20 protein-coding genes are annotated in these 24,275 nt (G+C 60.0%); 11 read left to right on the forward strand and 9 right to left on the reverse strand.

Features of this window, described 5'->3' with window-relative positions:
- The first annotated feature begins 66 nt into the window (after nucleotides 1–66).
- The 3 genes from ACVDG9_RS05805 (at nucleotide 67) to ACVDG9_RS05815 (ending at nucleotide 5,281) form a co-directional block, all read left to right on the forward strand.
- Complete coding sequence (locus tag ACVDG9_RS05805; RefSeq protein WP_447237477.1) at nucleotides 67–3,456, forward strand: hybrid sensor histidine kinase/response regulator; 3,390 nt, start codon at nucleotides 67–69, stop codon at nucleotides 3,454–3,456.
- Nucleotides 3,446–4,360, forward strand: a complete 915-nt coding sequence (locus tag ACVDG9_RS05810; protein ID WP_152511648.1) for a response regulator transcription factor — start codon at nucleotides 3,446–3,448, stop codon at nucleotides 4,358–4,360. Before ACVDG9_RS05805 ends, ACVDG9_RS05810 begins: the two co-directional genes overlap by 11 nt.
- A 198-nt stretch (nucleotides 4,361–4,558) precedes the next feature.
- On the forward strand, nucleotides 4,559–5,281 hold the full coding sequence (locus ACVDG9_RS05815; RefSeq protein ID WP_447237478.1) for a FadR/GntR family transcriptional regulator: 723 nt from the start codon (nucleotides 4,559–4,561) through the stop codon (nucleotides 5,279–5,281).
- Between the two features lie 109 nt (nucleotides 5,282–5,390).
- Here the strand turns inward: ACVDG9_RS05815 and ACVDG9_RS05820 are convergent, their stop codons facing one another.
- The 8 genes from ACVDG9_RS05820 to ACVDG9_RS05855 form a co-directional block, all read right to left on the reverse strand.
- On the reverse strand, nucleotides 5,391–6,161 hold the full coding sequence (locus tag ACVDG9_RS05820; protein WP_447237479.1) for a hypothetical protein: 771 nt from the start codon (nucleotides 6,159–6,161) through the stop codon (nucleotides 5,391–5,393).
- 139 nt (nucleotides 6,162–6,300) lie between these two features.
- Nucleotides 6,301–7,011 carry a ThuA domain-containing protein gene (locus ACVDG9_RS05825; protein ID WP_447237480.1) on the reverse strand — a complete coding sequence of 237 codons (711 nt, stop codon included), beginning with the start codon at nucleotides 7,009–7,011 and terminating at the stop codon, nucleotides 6,301–6,303.
- The gene (locus ACVDG9_RS05830; protein ID WP_447237481.1) at nucleotides 7,008–7,883 is read right to left on the reverse strand and encodes an NAD(P)-dependent oxidoreductase; all 876 of its coding nucleotides are present in this window, start codon (nucleotides 7,881–7,883) and stop codon (nucleotides 7,008–7,010) included. The genes ACVDG9_RS05825 and ACVDG9_RS05830 overlap by 4 nt, the downstream gene beginning before the upstream one ends.
- The gene (locus tag ACVDG9_RS05835; RefSeq protein ID WP_447237482.1) at nucleotides 7,883–9,394 is read right to left on the reverse strand and encodes a sugar ABC transporter ATP-binding protein; all 1,512 of its coding nucleotides are present in this window, start codon (nucleotides 9,392–9,394) and stop codon (nucleotides 7,883–7,885) included. The genes ACVDG9_RS05830 and ACVDG9_RS05835 overlap by 1 nt, the downstream gene beginning before the upstream one ends.
- Nucleotides 9,391–10,392: an ABC transporter permease gene (locus ACVDG9_RS05840; RefSeq protein WP_447237483.1), complete on the reverse strand. Its 1,002-nt coding sequence runs from the start codon at nucleotides 10,390–10,392 to the stop codon at nucleotides 9,391–9,393. The genes ACVDG9_RS05835 and ACVDG9_RS05840 overlap by 4 nt, the downstream gene beginning before the upstream one ends.
- An 11-nt stretch (nucleotides 10,393–10,403) precedes the next feature.
- Nucleotides 10,404–11,435, reverse strand: coding sequence for an ABC transporter permease (locus ACVDG9_RS05845; RefSeq protein ID WP_228869438.1), 1,032 nt, complete (start codon nucleotides 11,433–11,435; stop codon nucleotides 10,404–10,406).
- Nucleotides 11,436–11,464: 29 nt separating this feature from the next.
- Entirely contained in the window at nucleotides 11,465–12,262 is a 798-nt protein-coding gene (locus ACVDG9_RS05850; RefSeq protein WP_447237484.1) for an SDR family oxidoreductase, read from the reverse strand.
- Between the two features lie 80 nt (nucleotides 12,263–12,342).
- Nucleotides 12,343–13,302, reverse strand: a complete 960-nt coding sequence (locus tag ACVDG9_RS05855) for a sugar ABC transporter substrate-binding protein (protein WP_447237485.1) — start codon at nucleotides 13,300–13,302, stop codon at nucleotides 12,343–12,345.
- Nucleotides 13,303–13,602: 300 nt separating this feature from the next.
- On the opposite strand from ACVDG9_RS05855, the gene ACVDG9_RS05860 reads away from it, so the two are divergent.
- From ACVDG9_RS05860 to ACVDG9_RS05895, 8 genes are all read left to right on the forward strand, one after another.
- On the forward strand, nucleotides 13,603–15,357 hold the full coding sequence (locus ACVDG9_RS05860; RefSeq protein WP_228148059.1) for an extracellular solute-binding protein: 1,755 nt from the start codon (nucleotides 13,603–13,605) through the stop codon (nucleotides 15,355–15,357).
- Nucleotides 15,358–15,369: 12 nt separating this feature from the next.
- Nucleotides 15,370–16,176, forward strand: a complete 807-nt coding sequence (locus tag ACVDG9_RS05865; protein WP_077290581.1) for an SDR family NAD(P)-dependent oxidoreductase — start codon at nucleotides 15,370–15,372, stop codon at nucleotides 16,174–16,176.
- A gap of 66 nt (nucleotides 16,177–16,242) precedes the next feature.
- A complete protein-coding gene (locus ACVDG9_RS05870; protein ID WP_006933717.1) occupies nucleotides 16,243–17,541 on the forward strand; it encodes a M24 family metallopeptidase in 1,299 nt (432 codons plus the stop codon).
- A gap of 54 nt (nucleotides 17,542–17,595) precedes the next feature.
- On the forward strand, nucleotides 17,596–18,591 hold the full coding sequence (locus ACVDG9_RS05875; protein ID WP_447237486.1) for a thiamine pyrophosphate-dependent dehydrogenase E1 component subunit alpha: 996 nt from the start codon (nucleotides 17,596–17,598) through the stop codon (nucleotides 18,589–18,591).
- 11 nt (nucleotides 18,592–18,602) lie between these two features.
- A complete protein-coding gene (locus ACVDG9_RS05880; protein ID WP_447237487.1) occupies nucleotides 18,603–19,601 on the forward strand; it encodes an alpha-ketoacid dehydrogenase subunit beta in 999 nt (332 codons plus the stop codon).
- A complete protein-coding gene (locus tag ACVDG9_RS05885) occupies nucleotides 19,591–20,934 on the forward strand; it encodes a biotin/lipoyl-containing protein (protein ID WP_447237488.1) in 1,344 nt (447 codons plus the stop codon). Before ACVDG9_RS05880 ends, ACVDG9_RS05885 begins: the two co-directional genes overlap by 11 nt.
- A gap of 16 nt (nucleotides 20,935–20,950) precedes the next feature.
- Complete coding sequence (locus ACVDG9_RS05890) at nucleotides 20,951–22,381, forward strand: NAD-dependent succinate-semialdehyde dehydrogenase (RefSeq protein ID WP_297841081.1); 1,431 nt, start codon at nucleotides 20,951–20,953, stop codon at nucleotides 22,379–22,381.
- A gap of 9 nt (nucleotides 22,382–22,390) precedes the next feature.
- A complete protein-coding gene (locus tag ACVDG9_RS05895) occupies nucleotides 22,391–23,296 on the forward strand; it encodes a 2-oxo acid dehydrogenase subunit E2 (RefSeq protein WP_447237489.1) in 906 nt (301 codons plus the stop codon).
- 267 nt (nucleotides 23,297–23,563) lie between these two features.
- Here ACVDG9_RS05895 and ACVDG9_RS05900 read toward each other — a convergent pair whose 3' ends face one another.
- Nucleotides 23,564–24,202 (reverse strand): TetR/AcrR family transcriptional regulator, encoded by a 639-nt coding sequence (locus tag ACVDG9_RS05900; protein ID WP_228869425.1) that lies wholly within the window; start codon nucleotides 24,200–24,202, stop codon nucleotides 23,564–23,566.
- Nucleotides 24,203–24,275: the final 73 nt, after the last annotated feature.

Genomic DNA, 24,275 nt, shown 5'->3' on the forward strand with positions numbered 1-24,275 from the left:
CATTTGCCGAATAAATAGTCATATGTCCAGTTATTGGGCATTTGGTGCCGGCGTGGAGGCGGACGCGTGAGGGCGCGCCAACGCATTCTGCCTGTTCGGCGCCAGTACAACAAATGGGTCAACAACCAGACCCTGGAAGACTATGCGCTCCGGTTCACCGCCAAGAGCGCACGCCGCTTTTCCTCCCGGGCAATTTCCCAGACGGCGATCGGGGCCATCTCCTTTCTGGCTCTGGAGGCAATCGGTGGTGCGATCACCCTGTCCCACGGAACCGCCAACGCGTTTCTCGCCATACTGGTCGGCAGCCTGGTGCTGTTGGTCGTCGGTCTGCCGATCAGCCGCTATGCCATGCGCTACGGCGTCGACATCGACCTGCTCACGCGTGGCGCCGGGTTCGGCTACATCGGTTCGACGGTCACCTCGCTGATCTATGCCAGCTTCACCTTCATTCTCTTTGCGATTGAAGCCTCCATCATGTCGAGCGCGCTGGAATTCGCTTTCGGTGTGCCGCTCTGGCTGGGGTATGTCATCAGCGCGGTTGCGGTCATTCCGCTGGTGACCCACGGCATTACCTGGATCAGCCGCTTTCAGCTCGCAACCCAACCCTTCTGGATCATCCTGAACATCCTGCCGTTCGTCTTCATTGCCTTCACCGACTGGCAGGCCGTCGGCGAGTGGTTGACGTTTTCCGGCATCGACCCGGTAACACAGGCGCCGCGTACGACAGCTGGCGGCTGGGACAGCATCAACCTGGTCAGCTTCGGCGCAGCCTCCGCAGTCATTCTGGCGCTGATGGCACAGATCGGTGAACAGGTGGACTTTCTGCGGTTTCTTCCGGCGCAGGATTATGCCCGCCGCCGGCACCGGCTTGCATTGTTTCTGGCCGGGCCCGGCTGGGTTGTTCTCGGTGCCCCCAAGATGATTGCAGGCTCCTTCCTGGCAGTCCTCGTTTTGTCGCACGGTGTTCCGGTTGATCACGCCGACGAACCCTCGCGCATGTATGCGGTTGCTTTCGGCTACATGATCCCGAACGAAACCGTCGTCCTCTTGCTGATGGCGGCGTTCGTGGTGGTGGCGCAGCTCAAGATCAACGTCATGAATGCCTACGCCGGGTCGCTTGCCTGGTCGAACTTCTTCTCGCGCCTCACACACTCCCATCCCGGCCGGGTGGTCTGGCTCGTCTTCAATGTCGGCATCGCTCTGCTGTTGATGGAACTCGGCATCTATCGGTTGCTGGAAGAAACCCTTGGTGTCTTCTCCATCATTGCGATGGCCTGGCTTTCCGCCATTTCGGCTGACCTCTTCATCAACAAGCCGCTCGGGCTGTCGCCTCCGGGAATCGAATTCAAACGTGCGCATCTTTATGACATCAATCCGGTTGGTACCGGCGCAATGCTTCTGGCCGCCGGTCTCGCATTGGCCGCGCACTTCGGCGAGTTCGGCAAGACGGCGGAGGCCCTCGCCACCTTTCTGGCGATGGCCATTGCCTTTGTTGCCGCGCCCCTGATCGCTTTTGCGACCAGGGGTCGGTTCTACCTGGCTCGCAAGCCGCGCCAGAGCTGGCAGACGAAGGAGCACATCGCCTGTTCGATCTGCGAAAACCCGTTCGAGCCGGAAGACATGGCTTATTGCCCGGCCTATCAGTCGCCGATCTGTTCGCTGTGCTGTTCACTCGATGCCCGCTGCCACGACAGCTGCAAGCCGAAGGCACGTTTGTCCTATCAGGTCGGCACCGTCGCGGGCCGGGTTTTGCCGGAAAACGCGATGGCGTTCCTGCAGTCCCGGCTGGGGCGCTATGCGTTCATCTCTGTTCTGTCGAATGCTGCAATCGGCCTGGTGCTCTGGATCATTTATGCCCAGGCGGAAAATCGTCTGGGAGATCCGACCGGCATCATCGGCCAGACGGTGCTGTTGATTTTCTTTGTTTTTGCCATCGTCGTCGGTATTGCCTGCTGGTTCCTGGTGCTTGCTCACGACACCCGGCGGGTCGCCGAAGAGGAATCCATGCGCCAGAACGCGCTGCTTCAGAAGGAAATCGACGCTCACGGTGTTACCGACGCGGCTCTGCAGAAGGCCAAGGAAGATGCCGAGGCCGCCAACCTTGCCAAGAGCCGCTACGTTGTCGGCCTCAGTCACGAACTCAGAACACCCTTGAACGCGGTCATGGGCTATGCCCAGGTGCTGGAGCGGGACGACAGCGTGCCGACAGCCCGCAGGCCTGCGATCAGCACCATCCGGCGCAGTGCCGAGCATCTGTCAGGGCTGATCGACGGCCTTCTGGATATTTCGCGGATCGAGGCTGGCAGGCTGCAGATCTATTCCAACGAGATCAACATTCACGAGTTCCTGGATCAGATCGTCGACATGTTCCGCATGCAGGCGGCTGCCAAGGGGCTTGGCTTCAACTATGCGCGCGCACCCAACCTGCCGGTGTTTGTTCGAACTGATGAAAAGCGCCTGCGGCAGATCCTGGTGAACCTCCTGTCGAATGCGATCAAGTTCACCTCCGAGGGCACTGTTTCGTTTTCGGTCAGTTACCGGTCACAGGTGGCCAGCTTTGTCGTGTCGGACAGCGGACCGGGCATCGCGCTTGACGAACAGGTCAAGATTTTCGAACCATTCGGCCGCAGCAAGACCGCCGACGGGGCGAAGACACCGGGGTTGGGGCTCGGGCTGACCATCACCAAGCTTCTGACGGAAACCATGGGTGGAGCTATCGCGCTGTCCAGCGAACCGGGGAAGGGCGCTTCCTTTGAAGTGCGGCTGATGCTGGCGGCTGTCGACCGGCCTGTCGATACCATCCGCCTGGAAAGACAGGTGCGAGGCTACGAAGGCGAGCGGAAGACGGTTGCCGTGATCGATGACAACCCGGATCACCGAGCGCTTGTCTGCGATATCCTGAAACCGATCGGATTTGCCGTCATCGAGGCGGATACAGGCAGGGCCTGCCTGGAGACGGTCGAGCCGCTGCGGCCGGATATCTACCTGATCGATATCCTGATGCCGGGAATGAACGGTTGGGAGCTGGCCGAGGACCTGAGGGACAGAGGTGTCAGCGCGCCGATCATCATGCTGTCGGCCAACATCGGTGACAAGGCTTTGCGGCCGGACGGTCCGGCTCACCATTCAGCAACCCTTGCGAAGCCCTTCGGCATCGGCCAGCTTTACGACCTGCTGCAAAAACACATGGGTGTTGTCTGGACCGAACAGCCGGTCGAGCGAAACCAGGAACCTGCCCGAAAGGATCCCTTGAAATCGCCCGGTGCCGATCACGTCGCCGATCTCATCTCGCTTGCGGAGATCGGTTATGTGGAAGGCATCGAGGCCAAATTGAACGAACTGGCGAAAACGCCGGAAAATCTCCCCCTGATCGATGCATTGAATGTCCATCTCGCCCGGTTTGATTTCGATGCCTACAAAAACGTCTTGAGTGAATTGGAAACACATGACGGATGATCGTCGCGATACGGTCCTTGTGGTCGACGACAGCCCGGAAACGCTCGGCTTCGTCACCGAAGCCCTGAAAAAGACCGGCGTAGCCGTTCTGGTGGCGACCAGCGGCGAAACCGCTCTCAACATCTGCAACAAGGTGACACCGGATACGATTCTGATGGATGCGATCATGCCCGGCCTCGACGGTTTTGAGACCTGCCGGCAGATCAAGGAAAATCCGGCGCTCCAGCACGTGCCGGTGATTTTCATGACCGGGCTGTCCGAAACGGAACATGTGGTAAAGGCGCTGGAATCCGGCGGGGTCGATTTCCTTACCAAGCCGATCGACGTCGACGAACTGAAGGCGCGGATCAAGGTGCATCTGAAGAATGCCCGGTCGGTTCAAAGTGCGCATGTGGCGCTGGATGCAGCCGGGCGCCATCTGGTGGCCGTGTCGCAGGAGGGGACAGTGCTGTGGTCGACACCGCAGATCCACAACCTGCTGGCAAAGACAGGGGCTGCCGAAACCAGTCTTTTCCGGCTGGGCCGAGCACTGGGGGACTGGCTGGACGGGCCGAATTCCTCCGGTGAGCGTCGCAAGAGTTTCATGCTCGGCTTATCTGAAAACCTGGCAGTGCAACTTCACCCTCTTGGCCGTGTCGGCCCTGATGAAAACCTGTTCCGCGTCACCGCAGAAGACGAAGCCGGGCAGGTCCAGGCGCTGCAGGGCAGCTTTGAACTGACACAGCGCGAGGCGGAAGTCCTGATCTGGATCGCCAAGGGCAAGTCCAACAAGGATATCGGCGAAATTCTGGGTCTGTCGCCGCGCACCGTGAACAAGCATCTGGAGCAGATCTTCGTCAAGCTTGGTGTTGAGAACAGGGCCTCCGCTGCCGTTCGCGCAGCAGAGGTGATCTACGCGCTTTAGGGCTTCATGGGAAACGGGTCCCTCGGCTCGATTTGCAATCTGCTTCCGTAATCGCGTTCGATCCGTGAGAATGGCGGGTTTCGGCCATCTGATGTCGAGGTGCCGACCGGCTCGACAAGCACCCGAGCTTGTCCTATGGATGCATTAAGCCGTTGAAGAACACGAATAACCCACCGGCAATGCGAAGAGGAGCCCGGCATGGCTGAGTTTCGGGAAGTGCGTCGGTCATCGCTGTTACCGGACCGCATCGCAGCAGACATCATGGCGAAAATTCAGGATGGTGAACTGAACCCCGGCGATACGTTGCCGACCGAACATGCACTCGCGGGAACCTTTGGCGTCAGCCGCAATGTGGTGCGCGAAGCCATTGCCAGGCTGCGGTCTGATGGCGTCATTGAATCGCGCCAGGGGCGCGGGGCCATCGTCAAACCTGTTTCGGAGCGCGAAACCTTCCGGGTCGATATCCGCTCACTCGACAAGTCCGGCAACCTTGCGGACCTGTTCGAGTTGCGTGGCCTCCTGGAAATCGAAGCTGCGGGACTTGCCGCGATGCGTCGGACAGGGGCAGATCTCAGGGAGATGCGGGCGGCGGTCGCCGTTCTGGAAGGGCACAAGCGGTTCGACGAACAGCGGCTGGAAGCCGACGCCGTGTTTCACCGCGCAATCGGCAAGGCCGCCGGCAACTCCTATCTCTTCGGCATCATCTGCTACATCTCCTCCAGGCTGAAGGAAACCACGCGGGTGACATCCGACATCTACGCCAAGGACGACCTGGTGGAGATCACTTTGGGTGAACATTCCAGGGTGCTTGAGGCCATTGAGGCAGGTGACAGGACAGGCGCCCGGGAAGCCATGGCGGCTCATGTTCAGGGCGCTGCGTCCCGTCTCAATGTTCAGGTCAAGCTGGGCGCCAGGGTTTAGCGCCTCCGGCCCATTTGCCTGCAAGTGAATTGTTCGTGCGGTTGATTTCCACGCCCGCAAGCCGACGGTCTCAAGTGGGGGCTCCGGCTGACAGGGGCGTAGCAGCGGATCAGGTTCGGTACAGTCCTGTTCTTTTTAGGAGCCGTGTCAACTTGTTGGAATTGCGCTCTGCTCGCATTGCCTCATAGAGCTGCAGATCGAGTTGATTGTGTCTCCTGACGGTGTCGAGCTGACGGTCTGAAAGCGAAAGCGCAGGATAGCGGCTCGGATTGTCCTGCCGCATTGTCAGGGACAGGTCGGTTTCTTGCGAGATCTTCTCATAGAGATCCGGCATTTCATCGGTAAATCCCATGATATCCACCGAGCGACCTGTCGAAACGGCACGTTTGAAAAGGCTGTCGTGATCGTCGATCGGATCAATTCTGGAGGCAAGGAAGCGGTCTGACAGCTCTTGTCCTACTGCTTTTATTGGCGTTCCACCGAGATATCTGCACATTGTATTGTCGGGAATTGGTAATCGTCCCTGATCAAGGATTTCGAACGCATCTGCCTCTGCAATTCGTCCGTCTGCGAGAAAATGTCGAATGTGGGAAAGGACACGCTCCACCGGATCACGCAGAACTACGATCGTTAGCGTATCTGTTGGAAGATATCTTCGGACCCAGAAGCCGTAGTGTCCTCGAAACAGGCGATAGTCCGGTTTTTCCTGAAGCTCCAGCAGGGCCTCGTGAAGCGGCGGATAGCGGCCACCATGAAGGGAAATCAGCGCTTGAGAGGGAACAACGGCTGCGTCTCCGACAGCCTGTTCCAGCGACAGGCGCAATGACGTGCCGGCTGTTTTCGGGATATGGCAGAAGAAGATCTTTCTATCAAACTTCAAAAACGTCTCCCTGTTCCTGCAGTGTATTAACCGCATTCGCGCAGATCAGCGCAGTCACAGGTGCGCCAGACGATCGTGAAAGTTTGAATACCCTATTGCAAGGCTGACGGTTCTTGAAGGGTGCGTTCTTTGCGGGCCACTAAGCGGATTTGCCTTCTGCTGCCCAGAGTGCACCGCGACGGATAATTTCCGTCACCTGGGGAACCTTCAAGTCATCCAGTTCGTGTCCGATGGAGCAGTAGAACACTCGGCCCTTGTCCCAGCGCCGTTTCCAGACAACGGGAATGACGGTGCCCTCGATCCACCACAGATGATCGCCTGAGAAGGTCGTGGTGGCCAGCACGTCGTTGGAGGGATCGACCAGCATGTAGTATTGCTCGGACCTGAGGCGGAAACTCCTGATCCCCTTGACGATCGGATCGTCCGGTTTGCAGATCGTCACGTCGTAGTCGATGTAGTCCTCCCTGGGCTGCAGGTTGTCCGGCCAACCGGGAGGATGGGCGACGAATTGGCCTCCAATCAGGAAGTGGTAGGTCGGCCGGTCGCGGAAGGCATCTCCCATATGTCCGTGCCACCCGGCAATGCCGCAGCCGTTGCCGACGAGCTTCAGCAGCCCGTCCTCCTGCGGCTTGGTCATGTTGCCGAATTCCTGCTGGTGACCCGACCGGGCCGAGGACCAGATAGGCGTGATAAGGTCGACATCGGCAAGGTCCTCCGGGCGTTCCAGCGGTTCCATCGTATCGTAGACGGTAACGCTGAAACCATTGTCGCGAAGCAAGGCCTCATACCAGTCGCTGAAATGGGTTGGTGTGTGGCCTTCCCAGCCACCGACAAAGAGAACTGCCTTCATTTCAGACCCTTGTTCACGAAAGAAAGAATGGAAGCCATGTCGCGGTCGTCATATCCGGCTGATCCGGCGGCCTTCAGAACCGCATGATTGAGTTCCGCCTGCGGCATGATCACACCGCAAGTGGATGCAAGTTCCAGCGCCAGCCCGACATCCTTGCGGGCAAGTGCGACCGTGAAGCTGACGTCGTGCGCAGTCTCATCCAGATAAAGCCCCTTGCGATAGGCGAGAACCGGAGCGGCAGCCGCCGAATTCTCCACGACCTCATAAGCTTGTTCTTTTGAGATGCCGGCTGCCGTGGTCAGGGTAAGGGCTTCTGACAATGTCTGGTTGAGGCCATGAATGAGCATGTTGACGCCGAGTTTCATGGCAGCGCCTGCGCCGGATTTGCCAAGCCAGACGGTTTTCCGGCCAAGAACCTCGACGAGGCGGGCCAGATCAGGCACATCCGTTGCTTCTGCTCCTGCCATGATGAGCAGCTTGGCATCCGCCGCCGCTTGTGTGGCACCGGAAACCGGCGCATCGACGAAGCGTCGGCCTTTCTCCCGCGCCGATAGCGCCAGACGTTCTGCCATGGGTACGGAAATGGTACCCATTTCTGCCAGAACCCGACTGCCCCCTGACGCCTCGAGCAAGCCATCCGGCCCGAGATAGACTGTCTCAGCAGCAGCATCGTCGGCGAGCATGGTGATCACCACATCCGACCGCTCCGCCAGGTCTTTTGGGTTGGCTGCCGAAAAGGCGTTGTGGGCGGCGGCGAAGGCCTGTGCAGTTCCAGTTGTCCGGTTCCAGACGCTCACATTCAGACCGGCAGCAACCAGATTGGCAGCCATGCGCACGCCCATCCGGCCAAGCCCCGCAAATCCGACCCGCATCAGGCGGCCTTGTCCGGCCGAATGCCGGAAATGGCCTGGATGAGATTGTCTTCGGTGACTTCCTCGGAGGTGAAAGTCCGGATGATTTCGCCGCTGTACATGGCGACGATCCGGTCACTTACATGCAGGACTTCCGGCATTTCCGAACTGATCACGATGACCGCATAGCCCTGGCTTGCCAGGTCGCGGATGAGGTTGTGGATCTCGGACTTGCTGCCGACATCGATCCCGCGAGTCGGTTCATCGACGATCAGAACGCTCGGGTGCATCGAAAGCCATTTGCCGATCACGATCTTCTGCTGGTTACCGCCGGAAAGGTTGCCGGCAAGCTGCTTCCAGCCGGGCGTGCGAATGTCGAGCCGGTCCCGGTACTGGTCGAAAATCGCGATCTCCGCGCCTTCGGCAACGAATGGGCCGGCTTTCAAGTCGTCTACTTGAGGCAGGGTCATGTTGTCCCGGCAGTTCATGCCCAGAACGAGGCCCTGCGTCTTGCGGTCCTCAGGCACAAGCGAGATACCCTTGGCGATGGCATCGGCCGGCGAGTGAATGGCAGTTTCTTCTCCGTTCAGGAAAATAGCGCCGCTGCTGGGTTCTCTGAGACCGAACAGCGTTTCGGCGATTTCCGTGCGGCCGGCCCCGACCAGGCCATAAAAGCCGACAACCTCGCCCTTGCGCACTTCGAAGCTGATGTCACGGAAAAGCGAACCACAGGAGAGCCCTCGCACTTCCAGCGCCACATCACCCAGTTCGTGATGGACGGCGTTGCGTGACAGGTCGAGCTTGCGGCCGATCATCAGCTGCGTGATCTCGTCCTCGCTGGTTTCGGCGGTGTTCAGTGTGCCGCGATACTGTCCGTCCCGCAGCACGCTGATGCGGTCGGTGATCCTGAAGATCTCTTCCATCCGGTGCGAGATGTAGATGATGCCGACGCCTTCGGCTTTCAGGTTGTCGATGACATCGAACAGAACCACCTTTTCCGCATCGGTCAGCGAGGCGGTTGGCTCATCAAAGATGACCGTCTTGGCTTCCACCGTCAGGGCACGCGCGATTTCCACCATCTGCTGGTTGGCGATGGAGAGATCACCGACACGCGTGCGGGCGTCGAAGCTGACTTTGAGCATCTCCAGAATGCGGTTGGTCTGTTCATGCAGCTTTTGCCAGTCGACCCGGCCGAAGCTCTTTCGCGGCAGTTCGCCGAGATAGATGTTTTCGGCAACCGTCAGTTCCTCGGCGAGGCTCAGTTCCTGATGGATGAAGACGATGCCCTTGCTTTTTGCCTGTAGCGGCGACGTCATGACAACCGGTTGCTCGCTGACGATGATCTTGCCTTCATCAGGCTGATAGATGCCGCCAAGCACTTTCATGAGGGTCGATTTTCCGGCGCCGTTTTCGCCCATCAGGGCATGCACTTCACCGGGCAGGACGGAAAAGGATACACCGTCGAGCGCGCGCACGCCGGGGAAGGTCTTGACGATGCCTTCCAGGCGCAAGGCTGGGGTGGTGCCGGTCATATTCTCAGCTCCTGTTTGCCTTTCAGGTTCAATTGGCGGTCGAGGAACAGGACGGCGATCAGGATCAGGCCGATCACCAGATTGACTGTTTCCGTGTCGGCGCCGATGTGTCCAAGCCCTTTTCGCAGAAGCTGGATGGCCAGAACGCCGCCGAGTGTCGAAAGCACGGATCCGGCGCCTCCGGTAAGTTTGGTGCCACCCAGAACCACGGCGGTGATGACCCACAGCTCATAGAGTTCGCCGTCGTTGGGATTGACCGAGCCGGATTCCGAATAGAACACCACGGCAGACAGAGAGGCGAGAAAGCCGATGATCATGAAGTTGATCATCATGTGCGGCCCGACGCGGATACCCGCGTTGATGGCCGCAGACCGGTTGTCGCCGATGGCATAGGCGTTGCGTCCGTGGATCGTGCGGTTCATCACGAACCAGATCAGGGCGGTCACGACGATCAGGAACCAGGTGGCGGTGTGCAGTCCCAGGAAATGGGCTTCAGCGAAATCAACCAGCGTCCAGTTGAGATGAGATGTGGGCTGTTCGCCATTGTACATGAACACCAGGCCGCGATAGCCGAGCATGGAACCGAGCGTGACGATGAAGGCATCGACACCGGTCTTCCAGACGATCAGCCCGTTCATAGCGCCCAGAACGATCCCGGTCAGCAACGCCAGTCCCCAGGCAATGGGAATGACGCCGTCGCCGAGGCCGGCGAAAATCGGCCAGGTCATGCTGTCGAGCAGGACGACGGCGCTCAGGGCAAAGGTCGCTCCGACGCTGAGGTCGATATTGCCGTTGATCATGATGATCGTCATGCCGATGGCGATGATCCCGATGGGGGCTGACTGCTTGAACAAAAGCAGCATGTTGTCCACGTCCATGAAGGCCTTGTCACTGAGCGACAGGAATTCGCCCGCGACCGAGAAGAAGACCAGCTCGACGAGAATGAAGCCCCAGATCGCGCCACGTTTCAGAAAAGTGCTCAAGGTTCCCGGTTCCATCAATCCCTCCCTCACGCGATCGGCGACCAGAGCTTGCCGCGTTTGGCGGCAATATCCAGCCACACGGCAAGAATGATGATGATCCAGGTCACCACATACTGGACATAGAACTGCAGTCCGACGAGCAAGAGGCCATTCTGGATAAAGCCGAGGATCAGGACACCGATAACGGTCTTGAAGATCGTGCCGGAGCCGCCCATCAGCGATGCTCCGCCGAGGATGACCGCAGCCAGGACTTCAAGCTCAAGCCCCTGACCAACCGTGTTCTGGCTTCCCAGTGACCGGCTGGCCTGGATGAGACCGGCAGTACCGACGCAGAAAGCGGACATGAGGTAGCAGGTGAAGACGACACGGGCTCTGCGAATGCCCGAGAAGGTTGCCGCGGTGCCGTTGCCTCCAACCGCGTAGACCTTGCGACCGAACGGTGTCTTGGCAAGGACGATCCCCAGAACAGAGGCGACAAGCGCAAACAGCAGGATCGGTACCGGAATGCCGAGGACGGTCGACTGGCCGAACACGCTGAACCAGGTGCCTTCCTTGTCGGCAATATCCATGTTCTTGCCGCCGGAATAGGTGAGGGTCAGTCCGTGGATCGCCGACAACATGCCAAGGGTCACGATCAGGGAATTCAGCTTCAGATATCCGACGAGGAAGCCAATGAAGGCGCCCAGGCACAGTACCATGGCGTACATGGACGGGATGGCGAGCAAAGGCCCCAGCTTGTCGTGCAGATCGAGGACAACGATGGTGGCAAACGACATCATCGACCCGACGGACAAGTCGAGATTGCCGCTGATGACGACAAATGTGACGCCGAGGGCCATCACGCCCAGGATTGCAGAGGAGCGGACAACGCCCATGATGTTGTCTGGGTCGAGAAAGCGCTGGTTGGCGATCGTGAAGCCGATCATGAAGACGGCGAAGGCGATCAGAATGCCCTGTTTCGCCAGAAATCCCCCAACGCCCGACAGACTGAAGGGCTTCATGGATTTTTCCTTGGAACTGCCGGGACGGCTGGCAGCCTTGCTTGATATGTCGGACAACAGACCCTCCCTCATCCTGTTGTAAAGTTTCAAACGAGCGTCATGCCACCATCGATCATCACCACCTGACCGGTCATGTAATCGCTTTCTGGTGACGCCAGAAACGTGGTCGTTCCCGTGATGTCGGACGGTGTCGCCACCCGGCCGCGCAGGATCTCGGAGGAGAATTCCTCCATCGCCTGTCCGGGCCGTTCGGCAGCGCCGATATCCAGAAGATCCCGGTCCACCTGTTCCCACATTTCGGTCGCCACGACACCCGGCGCGAAGCCTGTGACGGTGATGTTGTGTCTGGCAAGGTCTCTTGCGCCGGATTGCGTCAGCGAGACCACGGCCCATTTCGAGGCGCAATAGGGCGCGACATTGTCGAACCCCTGTCGACTGGCGACCGACGCGGTGTTGATGATCTTGCCGCCGGTGCCCTGGCCAATCATCTGGCGGGCGGCTTCCTGCATGCCGATCAGGCACCCAAGGCCGTTCACTCCCATGATGAAGTTCCAGTTGTCCTCCGTGACATCGAGAAAGTTCATGGGCTTGTTGACGCCGGCATTGTTGAACTTGACGTCCAGCTTGCCGAAAGCCGCGACGGTTTTCGCGATCATGGCACGAACCTGCTCACGATCGGTCACATCGACCTGGGCCCATGTCACCGCGGCGCCGGTTTCGGCAGCACGGTTGCGGTTGGCTTCGGCAACGGCACTTGCCTGTTCGCCGTTGATGTCCGCAAAGCAGACATCCGCTCCCTCGTTGATAAGGGCTTCGCCAATGGCACGTCCGATCCCTCGGGCAGCACCGGTGACGATACAGGAACGCCCGGACACTCGGCCCATGGTTTCCTCCCGGTCAATGTATTGGGAAAAAATGGGACGCAAGGCTTGGCTCGCGCCCCAGTCGGGCTTGACCTTCAGGCTCAGAAGACAGGCTTGTCGAATTCGGCCATGTTGTCCTGGGTGATCTTCGGTGTGTCGAAGTAATTCAGGAACGGAACATCCTTGCCGGACAGGATATCGATTGCCGTCTGCAGGGCAGCTTCGGCATCGTCAACGGGCGACTGGTAGATCGAACCCCAGTATTCGCCGCGCTCCATCGCCTCGTAACCGACGGAGAAATTGGTCGCGCCGACGAAGATGATCCCTTCGCGACCGGCGGCCTTGGCGGCATTCAGCGCGCCGACACCCATGTTGTCGTCTCCGGCGTAAACGCCGTCGATGTCGTCATACTTGACCAGGAACGCTTCCATGACCTTCTGGGACTTTTCGCGGTTCCAGTCGCCCGGCTGGGTCTCCACCAGCGTCACATTCGGGCAGACTTCCGGCAGGCGGTCTTCGAAGCCCTTGGCGCGTTCGATCGCCGTCGTGTAGCCCGGCTGGCCGGAAATCTGAACGATCTGGGCTTCGTTCTCGATGCCCATGGCCTTGAACTTGTCGCACATGATCTCGGCGGAACGGGAGCCCTGGGTGATGTTGTCCGGACCGGAGAAGGACTTCACGAACTCGAAGCCCTGTTCGGCGATGTTCGAGTTGGTCACAATCACCGGAATGTCGGCCTTGAAGGCCTTGCGGACGGCCGGGATGACGGCTTCACCGTTCGTCGGCCAGATGATGATCGCGTCCACTTCCTGCTGGATCAGGTCTTCCATCTGGGCGATCTGCCGGGCGACGTCGCCGCCGGCGTCCAGAACGACGGTCTCGACATCCGCATTGGCGTCGGCTGCCGCGATGAAGGCCTTTTCATAGGTGGTCTGGTAGCTGTCGACACCGACGTTGTTCTGCGTGATGCCGATCTTCATCGTTTCTGCACCGGCTACACCAGACAAGGTCAGGCCTGCGACGGCCGTCGTGGCGACAAGCAGCGAACGGAAAGTGTTCATCGTTTCATTTCCTCCCTGAGAGACCATTTCGAATGGTCTGAATTCTGAACCGTGCCTCCTCCTGACACGGATATGCGCCCACCGTGAGCGTCACTCAAAAGCCTGCACGCCTCGGCAGAACGACGCCCCCTCGAAAATATCCAAAATGGATGTTCTTATATCCAAAATGGATTTTTTGGCCGTTTTTCTAATCGGCCACGTCGCTCACGCTTAGGAGGACATTCAATGTCGATCCAAAAAATATCCAAAACGAGGAAACGCAGCAGTGGTTCATCCCGTCCGGAAAACTGGAGCCGAGCGATGAACCAGCAAGAGGGAGAGTTGGTTCGCGAAAAGACTTATCTGACGCAACAGGCCAAGACGGAAATCCTCCAGGTTCTCAGCTTTCTGGAGAACTTTGAAGAAGAGATGGATGGTCTGTTGGAGATATCTGCTCCGAACCCCTATGTCAAAATGTCGACCTATCTGGTGAAAAGGCATCTGGAAGCGAAGGCGGTGACCCCGACCTCGCTCATTGGCGCGTCGGGCGTTCCCTACGCGACAGCCAGCCGCCGCATGCGCGAGATGATCGACAACGGCCTGATCGAGCAAAGGCCGAGGACGTCTTCCGGCAGAAGCTACTCCCTCCATCCGAGTGCCGACATGCTGGAGGCATGGACCCAGTTCAGCAGCCGTGTCCGCAGGATGGCGGCACAATCGTTCGGGTCTGCCGATCTGCGCTCCGGCACACAGGACTATTATTTCGGCGGGTCCTATCTGGAAGCCCAGACAATCCAGCCGCCCCAGGTCCTGCTTGAACCCTTGAAACTGTCTGGCGATCTTCGCGTCCTGGTCCATGGCGACCCGACCTTCATGGTGATGCACGGCCTCAAGCGCCAGTTCGAGCAGGTGGTCGGGTGTTCCATTCAGCAGCGGGCCTTTTCCATCGACCGGCTTCACGAAGAAGCGGTCAAGAACGCCCACAGGGCGACAAGCCGCTATGACCTGATTGCCCTGGACCTGCCGTGGCTTGGGGAGTTTGCCGAGAACGGGTATCTCCTGCCTCTGGACGAAGTGCTGGATGTCGAGCGGCTTCAGCCGAGCGATTTTCACACCGCCGGCTGGCAGGCAGCTCACTGGGGAGGCAAGCCATACGGTGTGCCTTCGCAGACCACGCCGGAACTGCTGTTTTACCGGAAGGATCTGCTGGCGGAAGCAGGGCTTGAACCGCCCCTCACGACGGACGCGCTGCTCAAGGCCGCCGCCCGGCTCAACGACCCGGTTCAGGGCAGATACGGAATTGCCTGGAACGCGGCACGCGGGACAGCGCTTGGCCATACATTCATGATGACTTGTGCGGACTTCGGTCAGCCTATTCTCGATTTGCCCAAACAGGCTGGTGGTTATGACGCCTCACGACTGGCAGATGGCGGCTACCGGCCTGTCATCTATTCCGAACGTGCACTCGATGCTGCCGAATACCTGATGGCGCTGTTGCAATATTCGCCGCCAGATATCCTGTCGATGTCCTGGTACGAGCGCGTCCGTCCGTTCGCCAGCGGACGTGTAGCGATGGCCTACGGCTATACTTTGCTCGCTCCATACTTCGAACAGAATCCGGCCTGCGCGGCCCATGGCAAGGTCGGCTTCCTGCCGCATCCTTCCGGCCCCAATGCGCAGAATATCGCCCCGGTCGGCGGCTATCTGCTCGGCATTCCGGCGAATATCGCGCCGGAACGGCTGGAGGCGGCAGCCGAAGCGCTGATCGTCTTCACGTCGCCTGAAGCGCAAAAGCTCTACGTCGAACACGGCAGCCGCACCAATCCGCGCTATTCGGTTGGTGCGGACCCGGAAGTCCGGCGCCTGTCTCCGATCTTTGAAGCGGTGGACGCCATGTCCTGGCGGGACGAACTGCAGTTCTGGCCACGACCGCCGATCCCGGAAATCAACGACATCATCCGCATCTGCGGGGAGGAATGCCACGACATGTTGCGTGGCGTGAAGACGCCAAAAGCCGCGTTGCAGATGGCTCAAGATCGTGCCGACCGACTTCTGCGGGAGGCTGGAAAACTTTAATGGGAGGAATTCATGGACCCCAATCGGCTCAAGGGAAAAAACGTTCTGATTACCGGTGCCGCACGCGGCATGGGCGCAACCAACGCCGAGCATTTTGCAGCTCAAGGCGCCAATATCTGTCTTGGTGATCTGGACCTCGACGAAGCCCAGGCCGTCGCGGAGCGGATCAATGCGGCCGGTAACGGCAAGGCGGTTGCGGTCAAGATGGACGTGACCCGCCGCGAGGACAACGCCGCAGCCGTGGCGGCAACCGTCGAAGCCTTCGGCAGCATCAATGTTGGCCTCTTCAACGCCGGCCTCAACAAGCCCCGTTTCTTCATGGATATCGATGAGGACAACTGGGATCTCATCATGGGCGTCAACACCAAGGCGATGTGGCTGGGCATGCAGGAAACCGCCCGCCAGATGATTGCGCAAGGTCCACAGGATTTTCCCTACAAGCTGATCAATGTCGGCTCCATCGCCTCGCGCAAGCCGCTGGTGGATGTGACCGTCTATTGCACGTCCAAATACGGCTGCCTGGCTCTGACACATTGCGGGGCCGTTGCGCTCGGCGAACACAACATCACCGTCAACGGCTATGCCCCCGGCGTGGTGGTGACACCGCTTTGGGAACAGCTCGACAAGGACCTTGTCGAAATCGGCTTCAAGGAACGGGCCGGACAAGCCTACGAAGACATCGCCAACAACGAACTGGTGATCAAGCGTGTGTCCTATCCGGATGACATCAAGGGCACCGCGTCGTTTCTCGCCAGCCCCGACAGCGATTACATGACCGGCCAGATGATCCACATCGATGGCGGCTGGTGCATCCAGTAACACTCTGAAAAACAATATTCTTTTTCACATGACGGATGTGCGCAGGTGCATCCGAAGGAGAGAGCCATGTCTCGCGCACTGTTACCCAACCTCCTGACGCCGCAGGATCTCGAACCGCATTGGCGCTGGGAGGGGCGTTTGCCCGCCTGGGGGCACACATCCGTCGATTTCGAACGCCGCATCGACCATGATCGGCTGCGCCGGTATCGCCTTGCCAGAACACGGGAGGCGCTGAAGGCCTCTCCCGCCGGTACGCTGCTGCTGTTTGACGTCAACAACATCCGCTACGTCTCGGCCACCAAGATCGGCGAATGGGAGCGGGACAAGATGTGCCGCTTCTGCCTGCTGACGGGCGATGATGCCCCATACGTGTGGGACTTTGGTTCAGCCGCCGTCCACCACAAGAAGTTCTCCGACTGGCTGGTGCCGGATCATTGCCGGGCAGGTGTGGTCGGCATGCGCGGCACCATTCCGCCGGAATTCGGCCTGATGCGCAAATATGCCCGCGAAATTGCCGGGTTGATCCGGGACGCCGGCATGGCGGACATGCCCGTCGGTGTCGACTATGCCGAAACCGCCATGTTCCATGCGCTGCAGGCAGAGGGACTTAACGTGGTGGACGGACAGCAGATCATGCTGGCGGCGCGCGAGATCAAGAACTGGGACGAGATCCAGCTTCTGACGCAGGCGGCTTCCATGGTCGATGGCGTCTATCACATGATCTACGAGGAACTGAAGCCGGGCGTGCGCGAGAACGACATTGTCGCCCTGTCCAACAAGATGCTCTACGAGATGGGATCAGATGATGTCGAGGCGATCAACGCCATTTCCGGCGAGCGCTGCAATCCGCATCCGCACAATTTCACCGATCGCTATTTCCGTCCGGGCGATCAGGCGTTCTTCGACATCCTGCAGTCCTACCAGGGCTATCGGACCTGCTACTACCGCACCTTCAACATTGGCCGGGCAACCCCGGCGCAGCGTGATGCCTACGTCAAGGCGCGCGAATGGATCGATGCCTCCATCGCCATGATCAAACCCGGCGTCTCCACCGACAAGGTGGCGGAAGTCTGGCCCAAGGCGGAGGAGTTCGGCTTCCCCAATGAGGAGACAGCCTTCGGTCTGCAATTCGGCCACGGCCTGGGTCTGGCCCTGCACGAGCGGCCGATCATCTCGCGTGCGGTCTCGCTCGACCATCCGATGGAAATCAAGACGGGCATGGTGTTCGCGCTGGAAACCTACTGCCCGGCTGCCGATGGCTATTCCGCCGCCCGGATCGAGGAGGAAGTCGTGGTGACGGATACGGGCGTTGAGGTCATCAGCCTGTTCCCGGCCGAAGAACTTCCGATCGCCAACCGGTACTGACCTGCCCATCGTGCCCGGCCGCGCGGCGGCCGGGCCCAGTCAAGGGACAACAAGATGAGCGCTGCGAAGAAAAAGAAACACAACACGGAAGAGTATCTGCGCATGTACTCGCAGATGGTGCGCATCCGTGCCTTCGAGGACAACGCCAACCAGCTTTACCTGTCGGCGAAAATGCCGGGCCTGACCCACATGTATTCCGGTCAGGAGGCCGTGGCCGTCGGAATCTGTGAAGCGCTGACGCCCGAAGACAAGATCACGTCGACGCACAGGGGGCACGGTCACTGTGTCGCCAAGGGGGCGCATTTCAAGGAAATGTTCTGCGAGCTTCTGGGCAAGGAAGAGGGCTATTGCCGGGGCAAGGGCGGGTCGATGCATATCGCCGACCAGGCCAATGGCAATCTGGGTGCCAACGCCATTGTCGGCGGTTCCATGGGCATTGCCACCGGATCGGCACTCACTGCCAAGCGTCTGGGCACCGGGCACGTCACCGTGTGTTTCTTCGGAGATGGCGCGACGGCACAGGGGCTCTGGTACGAGGTCATGAACATGGCCGCGCTCTGGAAGCTCCCTGTCATCTACGCCTGCGAGAACAACGGTTACAGCGAATACACCAGGACCGAGGAAATCGCGGCCGGTTCGCTCACCGCCCGGGCGGAAGCTTTCGGCATCGAGAGCTTCAAGGTCGATGGCCAGGATGTACTGGCCGTGAACAAGCTGGCGGGAGAGCTCGCCGCCAGATGCCGAAAGGGCGAAGGCCCGTTCTTCATCGAACTCGACACCTATCGCTATCACGGCCACCACGTCGGCGACATCAACCGCGACTACTACCGCGCCAAGGATGAAGAGACGGAGTGGAAGTCTGCGCGCGACCCGATCACCAACTTCGGCAAGTGGCTGATCGACCAGAAGATCATGACCGCCGACGAACTGGTGGCCATCGATAATGAAATCGCCGCCGATGCGGAAGCTGCCGTCAAATATGCGCTCGAAGCGAAATATCCGGATGTGCGGGAAGTGGACATGCATGTCTACGCCGGCACGGCCGCCTGAGGAGGGACGCCATGACACGTGAAATCACCCTGTCCAGGGCCGTCAACGAAGCCATCGCGGAAGAAATGCGCCGGGATCCGTCGATCATTCTCCTGGGCGAAGACGTCGCGGAGGCCGGAACGCCGTTCAAGGTGCTGTCCGGCCTGGTGGAGGAGTTCGGAACGGATAGGATCATCGACACGCCGATATCCGAACCCGGCTTCATGGGCATTGCCGTTGGTGCGGCGATGACCGGACTGAGGCCGATCGTCGACCTGATGTTCGGCGACTTTCTCTATCTTGTCATGGATCAGCTCTGCAATCAGGCCGCCAAGACCCACTATATGTCCGGCGGCAAGCTGAACGTGCCGCTGGTCCTGCGCACCAACATGGGCGCGACCCGGCGCTCCGCTGCTCAGCACAGCCAATCCCTGCAGGCGCTTGTCGCCCACATTCCGGGGCTCAAGGTCGCCATGCCGTCTTCTGCTTACGAGGCAAAGGGCCTGATGAAGACCGCAATCCGGGACAACAATCCGGTGGTCATCTTCGAAGACAAGCTGATGTACAACGACAAGGCCCCGGTGCCGGAGGAAGAATACCTGATCCCCTTCGGTCAGGCGCACATCAAGCGCGAGGGTCGGGACGTCACGCTGGTGGCGACCTCCTCCATGGTGCAGGTGGCTGAGGAAGCAGCGGAAACGTTGTCGCACGAGGGCATCAGCGCGGAGATCATCGACCCGCGCACGATCGTGCCGCTGGATGAGGAAACGATCCTGAAGTCCGTCCGCAAGACGTCGCGCGCCATCGTCATCGACGAAGGCCACCAGAGCTACGGCGTGACGGCGGAAATCGCAGCTCGGATCAGCGAGAAAGCTTTCTACCACCTCGACGCGCCGGTCATCCGCATGGGCGCCATGGACGTGCCGGTGCCGTTTTCGCCCGCCCTTGAAGACATAACCGTGCCGAATGCCGCAGGAGTTGCCGACAACGCGCGCAAGATCTGCCGCGGGGAGCTGGTCCATGCCGCATGAGGTGATCATGCCCGCGCTCGGCATGGCCCAGGACAGCGGCCAATTGCTGGCCTGGCACAAGAAACCGGGAGAGGCGGTCGCCGCTGGCGATGTGCTTTTCGAGGTGGAAACCGACAAGGCCGCCATGGAAGTGGAGGCGCAGAAGGAAGGCTATCTGACCGACGTCTCCGTGGAAGCAGGCAGCGATGTTCCGGTTGGACAGGTGATTGCGATGATCTCTGAAACCCCGGAAGGGGCTGTAGAGGCAGGCAATGCGCCTTCACCGGAGAAGGCCGCCGATACGGCAGAACCCGCACTGGGCGGCATGGAGGCCGGGGAGGATGAGCTTCCAGACGGACATCAGGTGATCATGCCGACACTCGGCATGGCTCAGGACACGGGCCTTTTGGTTGCCTGGTGCAAACAGCCCGGAGAAGCCGTTGCGGCTGACGACATTCTCTTCGAAGTGGAAACGGACAAGAGCACGGTTGAGGTCAATGCCGGCCGCGACGGTTTCGTGGCCGCGCTTCTGGCGGAAGCGGGAGAGGAAGTGCCTGTCGGCCAGGCGATCGCGGTGATTTCGGAGCAAAAACCGGACAAGGCAGTGTCGCGCAAGGCGGCTGGAGCACGAACCTCTGCAGCTGGTGAATCAGCGCCGGAGCGGCGGGAAAAGACGGAACCTGCCAACACGCCTGCACCTTCTCCTGAAAAGCGGGAGACGGCCAAGACAGCGCCCGGGGTGGCCGGGAGAGTTCTTGCGTCCCCCAAGGCACGGCGGCTTGCGCAGGAACAAGGGCTGGACCTGCAGCGTCTGGCCGATGCCGGCCATCCCCAGCCGTTTCACGTCAAGGATCTGGAGACCCTCAAGACCCTGCACGTGGAAACAGCAGCGGCAAGTGCCACGGCGCAGCGCTTCGAACTCAGGGCAGAGGTATCGGGTACCGGATTTGCAGACTTCGTGGCCTGGGCGAAGGACAACGGCGGGCAAGCCGATCAGGCAGCTCTGCTGGCCGGGTTTGCGGCTGCCAGTTTCGGGAACTTTCCCGCCAAAGTCCGCGTTGAGAATATGTGGCAGTCGCAAGCCTACTCCGCTGCTTCGCTCTGGCTTGGTCAGGTCAAACCGGCGGACGACGTTCAAGAAGTGGATCTGCTGGTGCGTGACCTGAGAGCAAGCCGCATCTCGGCGCTTCAGCTTGATGCAGGCAAATGCCCTGTCATCAGCATCCTGCGCCAGGGGGAGGATCTCGCTCTGGTGCTGGAATGGGCCGGTGACCGACTGACTGCACCTCGGGCGATTGACCTGCTTTCCAATTTCGCGGGTCGGATGGAGCAACCGCTCCGCCACCTGCTTTGAACCGATGGGGACCATTATGGACCATACCGATCTTTACATTAACGGCGCCTGGTGCGCGGGAGCGAGCGGCGAAAGGTTCGACGTTCTGAACCCGGCAACCGAAGAGGTGCTTGCCTCCGTTGCCTCCGCAGACATCAAGGACGCGGATGCCGCGCTGGATGCCGCGGAAGCCGCGATGGCAAAATGGGCCGCCAAAACGCCGCGCGAACGTTCTGAAGTGCTGCGCAAGGCGTGGGAATTGATGACGGCGCGGCTGGAAGACTTTGCCCGCATGATCACGCTGGAAAACGGCAAGGCGCGCAGTGACGCCATGGGCGAGGCGACCTATGCCGCCGAATTCTTCCGCTGGTTTGCCGAAGAAGCCGTACGCGCCGACGGCCTCATCACCCATGCGCCGGCTTCAGGCGCGCGCATCATCGTGCAGCACAAGCCTGCCGGCCTTGCGGTTCTTGTCACGCCCTGGAACTATCCGGCAGCCATGGGCACCCGCAAGATCGCTCCGGCTCTGGCCGCGGGCTGCGGGGTGATCATCAAACCGGCCTCCGAAACGCCGCTGACCATGCTGGCGCTCATGCCCCTCCTGGAAGAAGCCGGCGTTCCGGCTGGCCTTGTCAATGTACTGCCTTCCAAGCGCACCGGCGCGCTTGTCGACCACATGCTGCACGACCCGCGCGTGCGCGTCGTCTCCTTCACCGGTTCCACGGCGGTTGGCCGCAAGCTGCTGCATTCTGCGGCCGATCAGGTTCTCAAACCGGCGATGGAACTTGGCGGCAACGCACCGCTGATCGTCTTTGACGATGCCGACCTTGATGAGGCGGTGCAGGGCACGATGCTGGCCAAGATGCGCAACCTCGGTGAGGCCTGCACGGCGGCCAACCGGATCTATGTACACGAAGCCGTTGCCGACGACTTTACCCGCCGACTTGTCGAAGCCATGAAAAAACTGAAGGTCGGTGACGGATCTGACCCGGACGTGGACGTCGGCCCGCTGGTCAATGCGGAAACCCGCGACAAGGTTGCGGATTTCGTTCGCGATGCCGTTGAGAAGGGGGCGAAGATCGAAGTCGGTGGCGACCTGCCGGGGGGAAAGGGCTTTTTCTATCCGCCCACGGTTCTGTCGGGTGTGCCCGAGACGGCCGACTGCGTGCACGACGAAATCTTCGGGCCCGTCGCCGCCCTCCAGACCTTCACCGATCAGGACGACGTGATCCGCAGGGCCAACGACACGGAATACGGTCTGGTTGCCTATGTCTTCACGAAGGACATGAAACGCGGCCTGCAGGTCTGCGAGAAGCTGGACTACGGCATGGTCGGCTTCAACCGAGGCCTCGTTTCCGATCCGGCGGCTCCCTTCGGCGGCACCAAGCAGTCCGGCCTTGGCCGTGAAGGCGGCCATGAAGGCATGCTGGAGTTCATGGAAACCCAGTATATTTCGGCAAGCTGGTAGGAGGTGGAGATGTCCGACGTGATCGCACCGCCTTCGGTCAGGGCGCTGGCCCGGCAGAAGGGCATAGACATAGAGAAACTCGCGCGCGACATCGGACGCACGTCCATCGCCCGCGAGGATGTGGAAGGCGAAGGCGATACTGGGATGTCGCCTTCGGTCTCAGCTTCTCCAGTCGAAACAGGAGACGGCGGGTACTGGGACGTCGACCATGCGCTTTCCGGCCCCATAGCGGAAGAACCGGTTTCAAGGTTCGCGCAGGTTGCTGCGCAGAACATGGCCGCCGCCCAGCGGCTCATTCCCGCCGTCACCCATCACGACCGCGCGGAGATGACGGCGATTGAAGCCCTGCGCAAGGAATTGCGAACGGAAGCCGGCGAGCGCGGCGTGAAGCTGACGGCGCTGGCTTTCCATGCCAAGGCCTTGTCGAAGGCCTTGCGGGAGTTCCCGAAGTTCAACGCTTCTCTCAGTCCGGACGGCAAGACGCTGTTCCTGAAGAACTACGTGCACCTTGGCATCGCTGTCGACACCGCCCACGGCCTGATGGTGCCGGTGATCCGGGACGTTGACCGGAAAGGCCTCTGGCAAATCGCGGCGGAAATCGCCTACCTTGCCTCCAGAGCACAAGAGCGCAAGGTGCGCCCTGATGAAATGGGCGGTGCGTCCATGACCATCACCAACCTCGGCGGGATCGGCGGCACCTCCTTCACACCTATCGTCAACCCACCCGAAGTCGCCATACTCGGCATCACTCGCACCGAAGTGGCCCCCGTCTGGGACGGGGAGGCTTTCCAACCCGTCCAGATGGTGCCCCTCGATCTCAGCTACGACCACAGGGTCATCAACGGCGCCGACGCCGCGCGCTTCCTGAGCTATTACGCGGGTCTTTTGAAAGAGCCTCGGCGGATGTTGATCTGACGCGTTGTTTGCTGGATTTACCTCACTGCAAGATTGAGGTTCCCGGAATGTGTGTAGCTGCCTGGGAGCTTGTGGATGCTATGCGGTCCTTGAAAAACCTGGAGGATAGCCGGATCGACGTTATCTCTGTTCTCCACGAAGTTACCGAAATCGCGTTTCCGATTGTCCAGCTGCGCATGGAACAGAATTGGAGCCTTGCCTCGCGTGTGCCTCTCCGGGGGCGGTGAATGAGCCGCTTGAACAGCGGACAACCTCTTCAGCACCAGCTCAAGGGCAGGGACTGATTCCGAACGATAGCAGGAAACGGTCGATCGCTCTTGATATGGCCTCGGACGGATCGTCCGGGCAGGGGGTTCGGTAGATGTGCTGTCGGATGCCGATGTAGACGATGCCGCCGTGCAGGTTCCAGATATCTTCCATGACCGGTGTGACGCCGGACTTTGCCTCGTGCTCGATCTCGCCCAGGAGCGGCAGCAGGATGACGTCACCCAGATGTTTGAGATAGCGGCGGTTGAGTTCTGCGCCATAAAGGCCGGAAAACATGAAAATCCGCATCCACTCGTACTGGAAGATGAGTGTGCTGTATTCGGTGTAGAAATCGAGCAGGCGCCGACGCAGCGGCACTTCCCGGTCGGTCAGCCGCTCCGGCCAGTCGGGAGAAAGACGCCCGAGGTACACCTTTTCGTAGACCGCCTCTATGAGGTCGTCCTTCGTGGCGAAATAGTTGAAAAGCAGCGATTGCGTGACGCCGATACGCTTGGCGAGATCGCGTGTGTTGCCGTCAAGGCCGACCTCGGCGAAGAAGGCGACGGCACCTTCAACGATCTGCTGGCGGCGTTCGGAAGGGGGCAGCCTGCGACGGCTGGAAGTGTCCCCCGTTTCGGCGACATCGGTCATTCCATTCATGTTCCTTTTCCTGCCTCCCTCATACGGCACGCAATAATCTACTTGCAATCTTCCGATTTTTATAGATCATCTG

This window comes from Roseibium sp. RP-7 (assembly GCF_053005225.1).